Below are 13,010 nucleotides of genomic sequence, written 5' to 3'. Positions count from 1 at the left end.
GCCTTTGGCGATGCGCACCCTCCTTACGGCAGCCTTCGCCATGACGCTCGCCTCTACCCCCGCCCTCGCCGATCCGGTCCATGACGCCACCGCGCGGGCGATGCCCGAACTCATGGATTTCTATCGCGATTTCCACGCCAACCCCGAGCTGAGCCTGCACGAGGTCAAGACCGCGGCCAAGCTGGCGGTAGAGGCGCGTAAGGCGGGGTATGAGGTGACCGAGAAGGTCGGCGGCACCGGCGTCGTCGCGGTGCTGCGCAACGGCTCGGGTCCGGTGCTGCTGATCCGCGCCGACATGGACGGGCTGCCGGTGATCGAGGACACCGGCCTGCCCTTCGCGTCGAAGGTGCGCGCGACCACCGACGAGGGCCAGGAAACCGGGGTGATGCACGCCTGTGGCCATGACACGCACATGGCGAGCTGGATCGGCACGCTGCGCAACCTCGCGGCGATGAAGGGCCAGTGGAAGGGCACGCTGGTGATGATCGCCCAGCCCGCCGAGGAACGCGGCATGGGCGCGCGGATGATGCTGGAGGACGGGCTGTTCACCCGCTTCCCCAAGCCGCAGGTCGCGCTCGCCTTCCACGACGCCGCCAGCCTTCCCGCCGGGCAGATCGGGGTGCGTTCCGGCTATGCGCTCGCCAATGTCGATTCGGTCGATGTGGTGGTGAAGGGCGTCGGCGGGCACGGCGCCTATCCGCACACGACCAAGGACCCGATCGTCCTCGCCGCGCGGATCGTCGGCGCGCTCCAGACGCTGGTCAGCCGCGAAACCGATCCGCAGGAGCCCGCGGTCGTCACTGTCGGCAGCATCCAGGGCGGATCGAAGCACAACATCATCGGCAGCGAAGTCACCATGCTGCTCACCGTGCGCAGCTATACTCCCGAAGTGCGCCAGAAGCTGCTCGACGGCATCGCCCGCATCGCAAAGGGCGAGGCGATCGCCGCCGGTATGCCCGACGACCGGATGCCGGTAGTGACGGTCAAGGACGAGTTTACGCCCTCGACCTTCAACACCGAGCCGCTGACCGGGCAGTTGCACGCGCTGTGGACCGCGCGCTTCGGCAAGGAGCGGGTGGTCGAAACCCCCGCCGTGATGGGCGGCGAGGATTTCAGCCGATACTACCTCGCCGGCAAGTCGATCCAGAGCATGATCTTCTGGGTCGGCGGCGTGCCCAAGGCGAAATGGGACGCGGCACAGGCGGGCAAGGCCGCCCTGCCCTCGCTCCACAGCGCCTATTGGGCACCCGATGCCGAGGCGGTGATCGCCACCGCGACCGAGGCGATGACCGCGGCGGCGCTGGACGTGCTGAAGAAGTAGCGCGCTACCCCGCCAGCGCGCCGATCTCCGCGAGCATCGCCTTGCGCATCGCAGGGCCCCCGGCACCATCGGCGGGCATGCCTTCGCCCGCGCCGAACCGGGCGAACACCACCCGCCGCGCGCCCTTGTCGGCCCAGCCGACGAACCAGCCCATCGTGGTCGTGGTGCTCGCGGGATTGAGGCCATGAAGCAGCCGACCGCTGCCGGTCTTGCCATGCACCGTCCAGCCGCCTGCGCCCTCGAACACGGGCATGATCTGCTCGGTCAGCGCGTGCGCCCGCGGCGACACCAGCTTGTGCGCGAGCATCCGACGCAGGAACGCGACCTGCTCGTCGGGCGAAATCGTCAGGCTGTTCATCAGCCAGGCCTGGGTCAACCCGTCGCCCTTGCCCGGCGTGCCGGTGAGGTCGCGATTGCCATAGCCGAACCGGTCGATATAGCGCTGAAACTTCGCCGCCCCGAGCTGGCGGGTCAGCACCTGTGAATACCAGACCACCGAATTGGCGAGCCAGCTCGTCGGATCGGTGGCCTGCTTGTCGATGTCGCGGCTCGCCTGGTGGACGCGCGGATCATAGTCCCAGGCGGGATCGTGCGGCCCGCGCAGGATGCCGCTGTCAAAGCCCATCAGCCCCAAGGGAATCTTGAAGGTCGAGCAGGGCGAGAAGCGCGTCGCCGCGGCGCCCGACCGGTGCAGCGCGCGCCCGCTCGACAGCTCGACCACCAGCGTCGCGCGTAGCCGCACGGGCAGCCGCGGCGGGTGCGCCATCCCTTCGCCAATGCCTGGAAAACCGGTCGCCGCCATACCAGCGCCGAGTAGCATCGTGCCCGCAAATGTCCGCCTGTCCATAATTTCTCCTGGCTCTTGTTACCCGCTCCCCTGCCTTCGCAGGGGAGCGATTGCTGTTGATGACGCCGAACCTATGCCCGCAGGCCGCACGCGCCAAAGGATCAAAGCTGGCGGGAGCCCCTAGGAAAACTTATGGCTGTGCGATGGTCCGGCCCCATCTCCCCCTCAACGCACTCCGCGCTTTCGAAGCCAGCGCGCGCCATCTCAGCTTCACCCGCGCCGCGATCGAGCTGTGCGTGACGCAGGCGGCGATCAGCCATCAGGTAAAGGGGCTTGAGGAACGCCTCGGCGTGCGGCTGTTCCGGCGGCTGCCGCGCGGGTTGGCGCTCACCGATGAGGGCGCCGCGCTGCTGCCGACGCTGGGCGAGAGCTTCGATCGTATCGCCGAGCTGGTCGAGGGGATTGCCGAGGGCACTGCCGCGCAGTTGCTGTCGGTCGCAGCGGTGGGCACCTTCGCGGCGGGGTGGCTGCTGCCGCGCCTGCCGGGATTCCGCGCGGCGCACCCGCGTATCGACTTGCGGCTGTTCACCAACAACAACCGCGTCGACCTCGCCGGCGAGGGGCTCGATTATGCGATCCGCTTCGGCGACGGCGCGTGGCACGGGACCGAGGCAGTGGCGCTGATGGAGAGCCCGCTGACGCCGCTCTGCACCCCGGCGCTGGCCCGCGACCTTACGAGTCCCCGCGATCTGCTCGCGGTGCCGCTGCTGCGGTCGTACCGCGCCGACGAATGGCCGCGCTGGTTCGCCGCCGCCGGGCTGGCCGCGCCGACGCTGCGCGGGCCGGTGTTCGACAGTTCGATCACCATGGCCGAGGCGGCGCTGGGAGGCGCGGGCGTGGCGCTGGCGCCCCCGCTGATGCTGGGGCGGCATCTGGCCGAGGGGAGTCTGGTCCGGCCCTTTGCCGAGGAGGTGACGACCGGGCGCTACTGGCTCACCTGGCTCAAGTCGCGCACGCCCAGCCCGGCGATGGCAGCATTCCGCGAGTGGCTGGTCGCGGAGATCGGCTAGCGCCCGACAAGCGCCGCGTCGCGCATCCCGCGCCACACCCGCAGCGCCTGCGCCGTTTCGAACACGTCATGCACCCGCAGCAACTGCGCGCCCAGCTCCGCGCCCTTCAGCGCGATCGCGAGCGAGCCGCCCAGCCGGTCCGCCGCCGGTGCCTCGTTCGAGAGCGCGCCGATGATCCGCTTGCGGCTGGCGCCCAGCAGGATCGGGCAGCCGATGCCGTGGAACAGCGCCAGCCCGTTGAGCAGCGCGAGATTGTCGCCGAGCGCCTTGCCGAAGCCGATGCCGGGATCGATCACGATCTTCGCCCGATCGACGCCCGCCGCGACGACAGCCTCGACCCGCGCCGCCAGCCAGTCGTACACGTCGAGCAGCGGGTCGCGATAGTCACCCGCGCGCTTGGCCCCCGCCTTGGGGTCGGCGGCGTGCATCAGCACCACCGGGCAACCGGCCCGCACCACCACCTCGAGCGCGCGATCGTCGTAGAGCAATGCGGCAACGTCGTTGACCAGATGCGCCCCCGCCGCCAGCGCCGCCTCCATCACCGCGGCCTTGCGGGTATCGATCGAGACGGCGGCGCCGCTGCGCGCGACGCGCTCGATCACCGGCACGACGCGGGCGATCTCGTCGCCTTCCCAAACGGTTTCGGCGCCGGGACGCGTGGATTCGCCGCCAATGTCGACGATCGCCGCGCCCGCCACCCCCATGTCCACCGCCGCCTGCGCCGCCGCCGCCGGATCGCCGACATGGCGGCCACCGTCCGAGAAGCTGTCCGGCGTGACGTTGAGGATGCCCATGACGAGCGGCTGGTCCATCCGCAGCACGCGCTCACCCAGCGTGAGCGGGGCGCGGGGCGCGGTGATGCGGGCGGCGATGGTGGTGAGGCGTTCGTCGGCGGGCAGCGCGTCGACTGGGATCGTGACCTGCGCGGTGCGGCGGCCATCCTCGACCACGATCAGTTCATAGGCCGCGAACCAGCCGAGCCCCCCGGCCAGCCGGGCGACGGCGCGGTCCTGCCCGACCGGCGTGTCTACGAACTGGACGGGGCGGAGGTAGAGGCGGGCGGAGGCGGGGAGCGGGGTCATGCGCGCTTCCTACCGATACTGAGGATGCGAGAAAAGCGCGGCGGGTGCCCAGAGCGCTCCCCTTCCGCTTGCGGGAGGGGTCGGGGGAGGGGCCAGGGGAAGGATCGCGACAGCACCGCAGATCGCTACGTCAGGCCCTCCCCTAACCCCTCCCGCAAGCGGAAGGGGAACTTAGATCAGGGCTGCGTCGCCAGCAGGTACGTCTGGCGCACCGCGTCGATCGGCTTCAAACCCTCGGGCGTCTCGTAATGCCAATAGGTCCAGCCATTGCAGCTCGGCGCGTCCTGGAGGATCGCGCCGACCTTGTGGATCGATCCCGTCGCATCGCCGCATTTGAGCGATCCGTCGGCGCCGACCACCGCACGGTGGCGGTGCTTGGCGTCGGTCAGCACGCTGCCTGCCGCCAGATAGCCGTTCTCGACCAGCTGGCCGAACGCCACGCGCGGTGCGGCCTTGGGCGCCTGCATCGTGGTCAGCGCGCTTTCGTCGAGCGGCAGCGCGGCGGCGATGCGTTCCAGCGCGGCTTCGACATAGAGGCCCTCGCGATCGATGCCGATCCAACGGCGGCCCAACCGCTTCGCCACCGCGCCGGTGGTGCCGGTGCCGAAGAACGGATCGAGCACCACGTCGCCCGGCTTGGTCGCCGCGAGCAGGATGCGGTACAGCAATGCCTCGGGCTTCTGGGTCGGGTGGACCTTCACCCCGTCCTTCTTGAGCCGCTCCTGCCCGCCGCAGATCGGGAATTCCCAGTCGCTGCGCATCTGAAGCTCGTCGTTGAGCGTCTTCATGCTGCGATAGTTGAACGTGTAGCGCGCCTTTTCGCCGGTCGACGCCCAGATCAGCGTTTCATGCGCGTTGGTGAAGCGCGTGCCCTTGAAATTGGGCATCGGATTGGCCTTGCGCCAGATGATGTCGTTGAGAATCCAGAAGCCCAGATCCTGGATCGCCGAGCCCACTTTGAAGATGTTGTGATAGCTGCCGATCACCCAGATCGTGCCATCGTCCTTCAGGATGCGACGCGCCTGCGTCAGCCATTCGCGCGTGAACTTGTCATAGGCCGAGAGGCTGTCGAACTTGTCCCAATCGTCGGTCACGGCATCGACGGCGCTGCCGTCGGGGCGATTGAGGTCGCCGCCGAGCTGGAGGTTGTAGGGCGGATCGGCGAAGATCATGTCGATCGACTTGGCCGGCAATGCCCGCATCGCCTCGATACAATCCATGCGCAGGATGGTGTCGAGCGGGAGCACCGGCGGCGGCGTTTCCGCCACGCGACCCCGCGTCTTAACCTTTTCCAACACCCCCATAAGCCCAACTCCCGTGATCGAACGACCCTATTCGTCGGTGGCGGACTCCTCCGTCAAGCGATGATTGGTTAACCGAAAACCCGGCGGAATCGTTAAGTTGGCGGAACATTCTGGCACCCCGCCAGATATTGAGTCGCCGAGTTATCCACAGGCACCAAGGATTGGGGGTGTGACTCAAAAGACTCAATCCCAGGCTTTGTCCGATTACCCAAGATGGATCGCCTCGCCGCCGCGTGCGACCGATTCGGCGACGCATGGCCCGAAATCCAGCTCGGCCTGTGCGACCGGCGCGAAGCTGCGGCGGTGGTGTGGGGTCGGGCCCAGCCGGCGCAGCGCTTCCTGATGGACCTTCGCGGCATAGCCCTTGTTCGAGCGCCAGCCATAGCCCGGATGCTCGGCGTCGAGCGCCTCCATCATGCAGTCGCGCTGGTGCTTGGCGACCACCGACGCCGCCGCGATCGACAGGCACAGCGCGTCGCCGCCGATCACCGGATGGCTCTGATGGTCCCAGTTCGGGCAGCGATTGCCGTCGACCAGCACGAAGGCGGGGCGGAAGCCCAGCGCGTCCACGGCACGCTGCATCGCCAGCATCGTCGCCCACAGGATGTTGAGCCGGTCGATCTCCTCGACGCTGGCGATCCCCACCCCGACTTTTGCACAGGCGAGCAGTTGCTCGCAGAGCCGGGCGCGCTTGGCCGCGGTCAGCGCCTTCGAATCGTCGATCCCTTCGGGGATGCATTTCGGGTCGAGCACCACCGCGGCGGCGACCACCGGCCCGGCCAGCGGCCCGCGCCCGGCCTCGTCGACCCCCGCGACCAGCCCCTTGTGCAACCGCCGGTATTTGGTCTCGAACTTCAGGTCAGGCCCAGATCGCTCAGGCATCGTCGTCGATCCGCCAGGGCGGGAAGCGGCGCATCTCGCCCGCCTGGTAGAGGCACACCGCATTGCCCGCCGGATCGCGCAGCCGCGCCTCGCGCCAGCCCCATTTCTGGTCGCGCGGCTCCTGTTCGAACGCCACGCCCTGCTGCTGGAGATAGGCGACCGTCACGTCGAGGTCGCCGCATTCGAAATAGACCACGGGGCCGGTGTAACTCTCATCGGTCGCGACCGAGAAGGTCGCCCCGCCCTCGGTCTCGAACCGGGCATAGCGCGGGGCGGCGCGCACGATCTGGCGCAGGCCGAGCAGGCGGTAGAAGCGCTCGCTCGCCGCCAGTTCCTTTGCGGGCACGGTAACCTGGTTGAGCATGGGCTCGAAAAAGCTCATGTTGAGGTCGAGCCGCACCGATTGCTGCGCCATCGGGCCATGGCCCCGCCCCAGCCCCGCCGCATCGCGCATCGCGATCCGCACGAAGCGGCGCGCGCGCGCCACTGCCTCGGGCAAATCCCATTCGGCTGCGAGCCCGCAGGCGATGGCGGAGGACAGGGTGCAGCCGGTGCCATGGGTCGAATCGCCCTCGATCCGCGCGTCGCGCCATTCGATTTCGGGCGGGTCCTCGGGATCGACCGAATAGAGCCGATCGGCGACCTCGGCGCCCTCGCCATGCCCGCCCTTGACCAGCACCGCGCAGCGATGCGCCGCGACCAGCGCGTGCGGATCGTCACCCAATGCCGCCAGTTCGGGCAGGTTCGGGGTGACGACGGTGGCGCGGTCCATCAGCCGCTCGAACGCCGCGATCGTCGCATCGTCGGCGAGCGTTGCGCCGCTGGTGGACACCATCACCGGATCGAACACCATTGGCGCGCCGGGCAGCTCGCCCAGCTTTTCCGCCACCGCCAGCGCGGTGCGGGCGGAGCCGATCATCCCGATCTTGACCGCATCGACGCCGATGTCGCGGATCACCGCATCGATCTGGGCGATCACCATGTCGGTGGGGACCGGGTGGATGGCGGAGACGCCGAGCGTGTTCTGCGCGGTGATCGCGGTGATCGCGGTCATTGCGTGGCCGCCGAGCATCGTGACGGTCTTGATATCGGCCTGGATACCGGCGCCGCCGCCGGAATCGGAGCCGGCGATGATCAGGATACGCGGGATACTCATCGTGCCACCACCGGCGAAGTTGACGAAGTTGAGGGTCCTAGGCCATCCCGGCCCCCACCGAAACCGTCGCCGCGCGCGGGCGCCGGGACGAGGCGAAGTTTACGAAGTTTAGGGTTCCGCGCGTGCGGGCGCCGGGCATTGGGGGCGGGCGCCGGACGGGTCGGGAGGGGGCAAAGCGACTGCTGCATGGCGCGGCGTTCTTTGCACGAAAGCCGGGGTGTAGGACAGCGGTTTGCGGGGGCCGGGCGCGGGGCGTGGCGGGGGGTGCGGGGTCGCTTGCCGCTGGCGTTGCCCGCCGTCTGCGCGGCGGGCCCCTCCACCACGCCCTTTGGGCGCGGTCCCCCTCCCCGTTCCGGGGAGGAATTGAGACGGCGCCCCAAAACTATTCCTCCCCGAGCTTGTCTCGGGGAGGGGGACCATGCGCAGCATGGTGGAGGGGGCGCGCCGCCAGGCGCGCGGGTCGCTTGCCGATAGCGGCTCCCGCCGTCTGCGCGGCGGGCCCCTCCACCACGCCCTGCGGGCGCGGTCCCCCTCCCCGTTCCGGGGAGGAATTTAGACCCCAAAGGCTCCTCCCCGTTCCGGGGAGGAATTGTTAGCCTGGGCCCCGCCGCTCCGTGGACGCGGGGTGGCGTTCCAGTGCGGCGTCTACTCTTGCCGGGCGGTCGAGCAGTTCGCCGCCGCAATTGGGGCAGCGTTCGTCCAGTGCATCGGTGCAGTTGGCGCAGAAGGTGCATTCGAACGAGCAGATGAACGCCCCGCCCTCATCGGCGGGGAGATCGACGCCGCAGCGTTCGCAGTCGGGGCGCATTTCCAGCATCGGCGGGTCTTTCGGCGGGGGGCGGACGAGCGCCTAGCTTAGCGCCATCCTCGACGCCGGGAACAGAGCGTTTTGGGCGCCGCCCCCTACCGCCCCAATTGCCGGTCCGCCCAGGGGATGAAATAGCGCATGTTCGGCTGGTCGGTATGCCCGCCGTCATGCTGGCGCCACGCCAGCCGCCCGTCGAGCAGCCCGCTATTCACCGGCGGTAGCACCGCTGCGCGATAGTCGTACCCCACGCCCAGGTCCTTCACGCCGAGCAGTTCGAACACCGGCCCCGCCGCCATCGCCGCCATGAAACTGCCGCGCTGGTCGAGCCAGCGGGCGTCGCCCTGTTCGGGGATGCCATAGCTGAGGAACACTGCGCGCGGCGCGACCAGCGCGATCAGCTCGTGCGAATCGACCGGCAGGTCGCCCGCGTTGCGCAGCGTGTCCGCCTTTGCCGCCCCATATTTGAGGAAATTGCCCGCCATCCAATAATGCTCGCCGCCGGTCAGGCTGGCCACCGCCTCGCCGAAATTGCGCCGCAGCAGCGTGGCGCCGCCCTTGCCCGACGATCCGACGAGCACCACCGCGAACCGCTCGTCGAACGCCGCCGCGACCAACGCCGCCTTGCCATAGCGCGACACGCCCTCGACTCCGATCCGCGCGGCGTCGATCGTCGGATCGGTCGCGAGATAATCGAGCGCGCGGCTGGCGCCCCAGCCCCAGGCGCGCAGCACGCCCCAATCGTCGGGCTTGCGCGGCTGGCCGCGGGTGGACAGGCCGATCACCCCCTCGGTCAGCCCCTCGCCGCTGTCGGGCTGGATCGTCCCCGGATCGAGCAGCGCATAGCCCCAGCCCGCCGCGATGAGCTGGTCGGTGCGAGGCAGGTCGCCGCGCGCGTCGCGCTCGGGAAAGCGGAAGGGCGGCTCCTGCGCGAGCGGATAGGCGGGGTGCGCGGCAAAGATCGCGGCGAGCCCGGGGTCCTGCGCGACCAGCGCTTTCTTGATCGCGGCGTCGATCCGCTCGAACTCGGTGCGCGTCGGTTGCGACGGCGCGGGGAAATCGTCGCGACCGAACAGGATCAACAGCGGCACCGGCCCCTTGGCGTTGGCGGGCGTCACCACGACCATCCGGATGTCGACCGTGATACCGGGTGCGGCGGCGTTGTCGGCATGGCCGATCACGCGCCGCGCGATCACCGGGGTGAAGCCGATCCGCTCGCGATCGGTCGCCGTGACGGTCCAGCGGATGCGCGGGGCGGTGGCGGGCACGCGGCCATAGACTTCGCGCTCGAAGCCCTCGACGATTTCGGGCCGGCGCAGCTTCCACCATTGGTCGGCGGTGGTGACCTTCCGCCCGGCGTTGGTGGTCAGCGGGTCGGGGAGCGTTGGAAACGGGTTGGCGAGCGCCTCGTCATAATTGGCGTGGTTCGGCGCATTTTCGTCGCCGCTCGGGCCGGGGATCATCGCCTGGATGCCGAGCTGCGCCATCATCTGCGCCTGTGCCTGGTCGCTGGTCATGCGGCGCGGGGCGTCCTGCGCGGCGGCGATCGGGGTCGCGATCATCGCGAGCGCGAGCGCGACGCGCGCGAATTTGTGATGGTGCATGCTTGCCTCTCCCCTGTTGCCCGCCCGGCGGCGCGACTCGTTGGCCGCAGGGCGCATAAGGCGGGAGGCACAGGGGCGCGTCAATGACTCCGTTGTTCGCGGCAAAGGAGCGCAGGGAAGAAGGTTTTTCGCGCAAAGACGCAAAGGCGCTAAGAAAAAGAAGAGCCCCAGTGGCTGCTCTGGAGAGGCGTGCGGCGCTCGCATCAGGGGCGCTGTCGCGCCGATTGTCTGAAAAGCGCGCGGGCCGGGCAAACCCTCTTTGCGCCTTTGCGTCTTTGCGCGAAAAAACCTTCTCAGCCCGCCGCCAACTACTCGCGCAGCACGATCTCGTCCGCCTCGTCCATCGGCACGTCGCCGGCGCCGCGCGACAGCCATGCCGTCGCCGCCAGGTCCCAGGTGACGTTGCCCACCGTCCGCATGATGTCGGGCAGCGTCTCGACCGCGACGAGCAGCCCCAGCGGCGCCACCGGGGCGCCGATCGTCGCCGCGACGGGGGCGATCGCGCTGACATAGCTGACGGTGCCGGGCAGGCTGACCGACCCGAGCGAAGTCAGCGTCGCGACCACCGTCCCCACCGCGAGCGTCGCGGGGCTCAGCGGTACGCCGAACCATTCGGCGACATAGATCGCGACCGCGAAGTTCATCGCCGGCCCGGTCGCGCGAAAGATCGCGACGGCGAGCGGCAGCGTGACCCCCGATACTGCGACGGGTATGCGGATCGCACTCGCGCCTTCGATCATCACCGGCAGCGTCGCGAGCGACGACTGGGTGCTGAACGCCACCGCCTGGCTGGGCAGCGCGGCGCGGGCATAGCGGGCAAGCCCGATCCGCCCGCCGATCACCGCCGCCGGATAGGCGAACAAGGCGACGACGAATCCCACCCCCGCGACGACGAGGATATAGTGGATCAGCGCGCCGAACGCCCCGGTCCCCGCCCTGGCACCCACTACCAGCGCCAGCGCGAACACCCCGATCGGGCCGACCCACAGCACCCAGTTGATCACCACCAGCATCACGTCGCGCACCGCGACGAAGAAGTGAGTCATCGTCGCGCGCGCCTCGGCGCCGACGCGGGTGATCGCGAAGGCGAAGATCAGCGAGAAGATGATCAGCGAGAGAAAGGCATTGTCGGCAGCGGCCTTGACGATGTTGGCGGGGATGACCGCCGCCAGGAACTCGCCCAGCGGCGGCACCGGCCCGATCGCCTCCGCCCCGACCAGCGCGGCGCGCAGGCTCGCCGCCGATTCCTGCGGCAGCGGCGCGATCTGGAGGAACAGCGGGGTGAGCACGGCGGCAGCACTGGCGGACAGGAACAGCAGCCCGACATACATCCCGATCGCCCGCCCCGCGAGCCGCCCGGCCTGCGCCGCCTCGGCAGTGGCGGTGACGCCGGTGATCAGCAGCGCGACGACCAGCGGCACGATCGTCATCTGCAGCCCGTTGAGCCAGGCCTGCCCCACCGGCTGCGCCCATTCGGCGACCGCCAGCCCGGTTTCGGGCGCATAGCCGGCAAGGAGCGCGCCGACGGTCAGTCCGACGATCAGCGAGAGGAGGATTCGGGTAGGTTGCGACATGCTCGCCCTTTGTGGTTTTCGCCGCTATCGATGCGGGCACGAAACGCCACAAGGACGCAAACGGGCGAAGCATGGCAAGAAAATATTTCGGGACGGACGGAATCCGCGGCGCGACCAACGCCCATCCGATGACCGCGGCGATGGCGATGAAGGTCGGCATGGCGGCGGGCGCGCATTTCCGGCGCGGCGATCACCGTCACCGGGTGGTGATCGGCAAGGACACGCGGCTTTCGGGCTATATGCTCGAAAACGCGATGGTCGCGGGGTTCACCAGCGTGGGGATGGACGTAGTGCTGGTCGGCCCGATGCCGACGCCTGCGGTGGCGATGCTGACGCATTCGATGCGCGCCGACATGGGGGTGATGATCTCCGCCAGCCATAACCCCTATGCCGATAACGGGATCAAGCTGTTCGGCCCCGATGGATACAAGCTGTCGGACGAGGACGAAGCCGCGATCGAGGCGCTGATCGATGGCGAGGTGCCGCTCGCCGCCTCCGCCGATATCGGGCGCGCGCGCCGCGTGGAGGATGCCCGCGGGCGCTATATCCACTTCGCCAAGTCGACCTTCCCCGCCGACCTGCGGCTCGACGGGCTCAAGATCGTCGTCGATTGCGCGAACGGCGCGGCGTATCAGGTCGCCCCCTCGGCATTGTGGGAACTCGGCGCCGACGTCATCGCGATCGGCGTCAGCCCCAATGGCAAGAACATCAACGACGGCGTCGGATCGACGGCGCCCGATACGCTGTGCGAGACCGTGGTCGCCAGCGGGGCGGCGATCGGGATCGCGCTGGACGGCGATGCCGACCGGCTGATCGTCGTCGACGAGACCGGGCGGGTGATCGACGGCGACCAGCTGATGGCGCTGATCGCCACCGGCTGGGCACGGCAGGGGCGGCTGGCCGGGGGCGGGCTGGTCGCGACGGTGATGTCCAACCTTGGGCTGGAGCGGCATCTGTCCGCACAGGGGCTGGGGCTGGTCCGCACCGCGGTCGGCGACCGCCATGTGCTGGAGAAGATGCGCGGATCGGGCTATAATGTCGGCGGCGAGCAGAGCGGGCACATCATCCTGTCGGACTATGCCACCACCGGCGACGGGCTGGTCGCGGCGCTCCAGGTGCTGGCCGAACTGGTCCGCGCGGACGCGCCTGCAAGCGAAGTCCTCCACCGCTTCGATCCGCTGCCGCAATTGCTCAAGAATGTCCGCTTCAAGGGCGGCAAGCCGCTCGACGCGATCGCAGTACAGGAGGTGATCGCCGGCGCCGAGGCCGAGCTGGCGGGGCGCGGCAGGCTGGTCATCCGGCCCTCGGGCACCGAGCCGGTGATCCGGGTGATGGCCGAGGGCGACGACGCCGCGCAGGTGCATGCCGTCGTCGACCGGATCTGCGACGCGGTGCGCGTGGCCGCGGGTTAAGCGCGCGACGCGC

Annotated in this window: 11 protein-coding genes; 3 read left to right on the top strand and 8 right to left on the bottom strand. The window is 69.3% G+C overall.

The window, feature by feature from the left end; genetic code table 11:
• Window positions 1-10 precede the first annotated feature (10 nt).
• Window positions 11-1,321, top strand: coding sequence for an amidohydrolase (locus TS85_RS02060; RefSeq protein WP_044330137.1), 1,311 nt, complete (start codon window positions 11-13; stop codon window positions 1,319-1,321).
• Between the two features lie 4 nt (window positions 1,322-1,325).
• Here the strand turns inward: TS85_RS02060 and blaOXA are convergent, their stop codons facing one another.
• Window positions 1,326-2,168 carry a class D beta-lactamase gene (blaOXA, locus tag TS85_RS02055; RefSeq protein ID WP_077228406.1) on the bottom strand — a complete coding sequence of 281 codons (843 nt, stop codon included), beginning with the start codon at window positions 2,166-2,168 and terminating at the stop codon, window positions 1,326-1,328.
• Window positions 2,169-2,311: 143 nt separating this feature from the next.
• Here blaOXA and TS85_RS02050 point away from each other — a divergent pair, with 143 nt between their 5' ends.
• Complete coding sequence (locus TS85_RS02050; protein WP_044330135.1) at window positions 2,312-3,178, top strand: LysR family transcriptional regulator; 867 nt, start codon at window positions 2,312-2,314, stop codon at window positions 3,176-3,178.
• Here TS85_RS02050 and folP read toward each other — a convergent pair.
• The 7 genes from folP to TS85_RS02015 form a co-directional block, all read right to left on the bottom strand.
• Window positions 3,175-4,260 carry a dihydropteroate synthase gene (folP, locus tag TS85_RS02045; RefSeq protein WP_044330132.1) on the bottom strand — a complete coding sequence of 362 codons (1,086 nt, stop codon included), beginning with the start codon at window positions 4,258-4,260 and terminating at the stop codon, window positions 3,175-3,177. The genes TS85_RS02050 and folP overlap by 4 nt on opposite strands.
• A 176-nt stretch (window positions 4,261-4,436) precedes the next feature.
• On the bottom strand, window positions 4,437-5,564 hold the full coding sequence (locus TS85_RS02040) for a site-specific DNA-methyltransferase (protein ID WP_044330128.1): 1,128 nt from the start codon (window positions 5,562-5,564) through the stop codon (window positions 4,437-4,439).
• A gap of 204 nt (window positions 5,565-5,768) precedes the next feature.
• Window positions 5,769-6,446, bottom strand: coding sequence for a ribonuclease HII (locus tag TS85_RS02035; RefSeq protein WP_044330127.1), 678 nt, complete (start codon window positions 6,444-6,446; stop codon window positions 5,769-5,771).
• Window positions 6,439-7,602, bottom strand: coding sequence for a bifunctional hydroxymethylpyrimidine kinase/phosphomethylpyrimidine kinase (gene thiD / locus TS85_RS02030; protein ID WP_044330125.1), 1,164 nt, complete (start codon window positions 7,600-7,602; stop codon window positions 6,439-6,441). Before thiD ends, TS85_RS02035 begins: the two co-directional genes overlap by 8 nt.
• A gap of 592 nt (window positions 7,603-8,194) precedes the next feature.
• Window positions 8,195-8,419: a DUF1272 domain-containing protein gene (locus TS85_RS24460; protein ID WP_077228405.1), complete on the bottom strand. Its 225-nt coding sequence runs from the start codon at window positions 8,417-8,419 to the stop codon at window positions 8,195-8,197.
• Between the two features lie 86 nt (window positions 8,420-8,505).
• Window positions 8,506-10,011 carry an alpha/beta hydrolase family protein gene (locus TS85_RS02020; RefSeq protein WP_227698632.1) on the bottom strand — a complete coding sequence of 502 codons (1,506 nt, stop codon included), beginning with the start codon at window positions 10,009-10,011 and terminating at the stop codon, window positions 8,506-8,508.
• 308 nt (window positions 10,012-10,319) lie between these two features.
• Window positions 10,320-11,585, bottom strand: a complete 1,266-nt coding sequence (locus TS85_RS02015; protein ID WP_044330122.1) for a dicarboxylate/amino acid:cation symporter — start codon at window positions 11,583-11,585, stop codon at window positions 10,320-10,322.
• Window positions 11,586-11,656: 71 nt separating this feature from the next.
• Between TS85_RS02015 and glmM the strand changes: the two genes are divergently transcribed.
• Window positions 11,657-12,997 (top strand): phosphoglucosamine mutase, encoded by a 1,341-nt coding sequence (gene glmM / locus TS85_RS02010; RefSeq protein WP_044335687.1) that lies wholly within the window; start codon window positions 11,657-11,659, stop codon window positions 12,995-12,997.
• The last annotated feature ends 13 nt before the right edge of the window (window positions 12,998-13,010 follow it).

This window comes from Sphingomonas hengshuiensis (assembly GCF_000935025.1).
In the GTDB taxonomy this organism is placed as follows: Bacteria; Pseudomonadota; Alphaproteobacteria; order Sphingomonadales; family Sphingomonadaceae; genus Sphingomonas; species Sphingomonas hengshuiensis.
This window is presented reverse-complemented; position numbering and strand designations above follow the sequence as displayed.

Bases quoted from the DNA above. Each gene is read 5' to 3' on its own strand.
- TS85_RS02060 (WP_044330137.1), top strand. From the start codon at position 11: ATGCGCACCCTCCTTACGGCAGCCTTCGCCATGACGCTCGCCTCTACC.
- TS85_RS24460 (WP_077228405.1), bottom strand. From the start codon at position 8,419: ATGCTGGAAATGCGCCCCGACTGCGAACGCTGCGGCGTCGATCTCCCC.
- TS85_RS02035 (WP_044330127.1), bottom strand. From the start codon at position 6,446: ATGCCTGAGCGATCTGGGCCTGACCTGAAGTTCGAGACCAAATACCGG.
- TS85_RS02020 (WP_227698632.1), bottom strand. From the start codon at position 10,011: ATGCACCATCACAAATTCGCGCGCGTCGCGCTCGCGCTCGCGATGATC.
- TS85_RS02050 (WP_044330135.1), top strand. From the start codon at position 2,312: ATGGTCCGGCCCCATCTCCCCCTCAACGCACTCCGCGCTTTCGAAGCC.
- glmM (WP_044335687.1), top strand. From the start codon at position 11,657: ATGGCAAGAAAATATTTCGGGACGGACGGAATCCGCGGCGCGACCAAC.
- TS85_RS02040 (WP_044330128.1), bottom strand. From the start codon at position 5,564: ATGGGGGTGTTGGAAAAGGTTAAGACGCGGGGTCGCGTGGCGGAAACG.
- thiD (WP_044330125.1), bottom strand. From the start codon at position 7,602: ATGAGTATCCCGCGTATCCTGATCATCGCCGGCTCCGATTCCGGCGGC.
- folP (WP_044330132.1), bottom strand. From the start codon at position 4,260: ATGACCCCGCTCCCCGCCTCCGCCCGCCTCTACCTCCGCCCCGTCCAG.
- TS85_RS02015 (WP_044330122.1), bottom strand. From the start codon at position 11,585: ATGTCGCAACCTACCCGAATCCTCCTCTCGCTGATCGTCGGACTGACC.
- blaOXA (WP_077228406.1), bottom strand. From the start codon at position 2,168: ATGGACAGGCGGACATTTGCGGGCACGATGCTACTCGGCGCTGGTATG.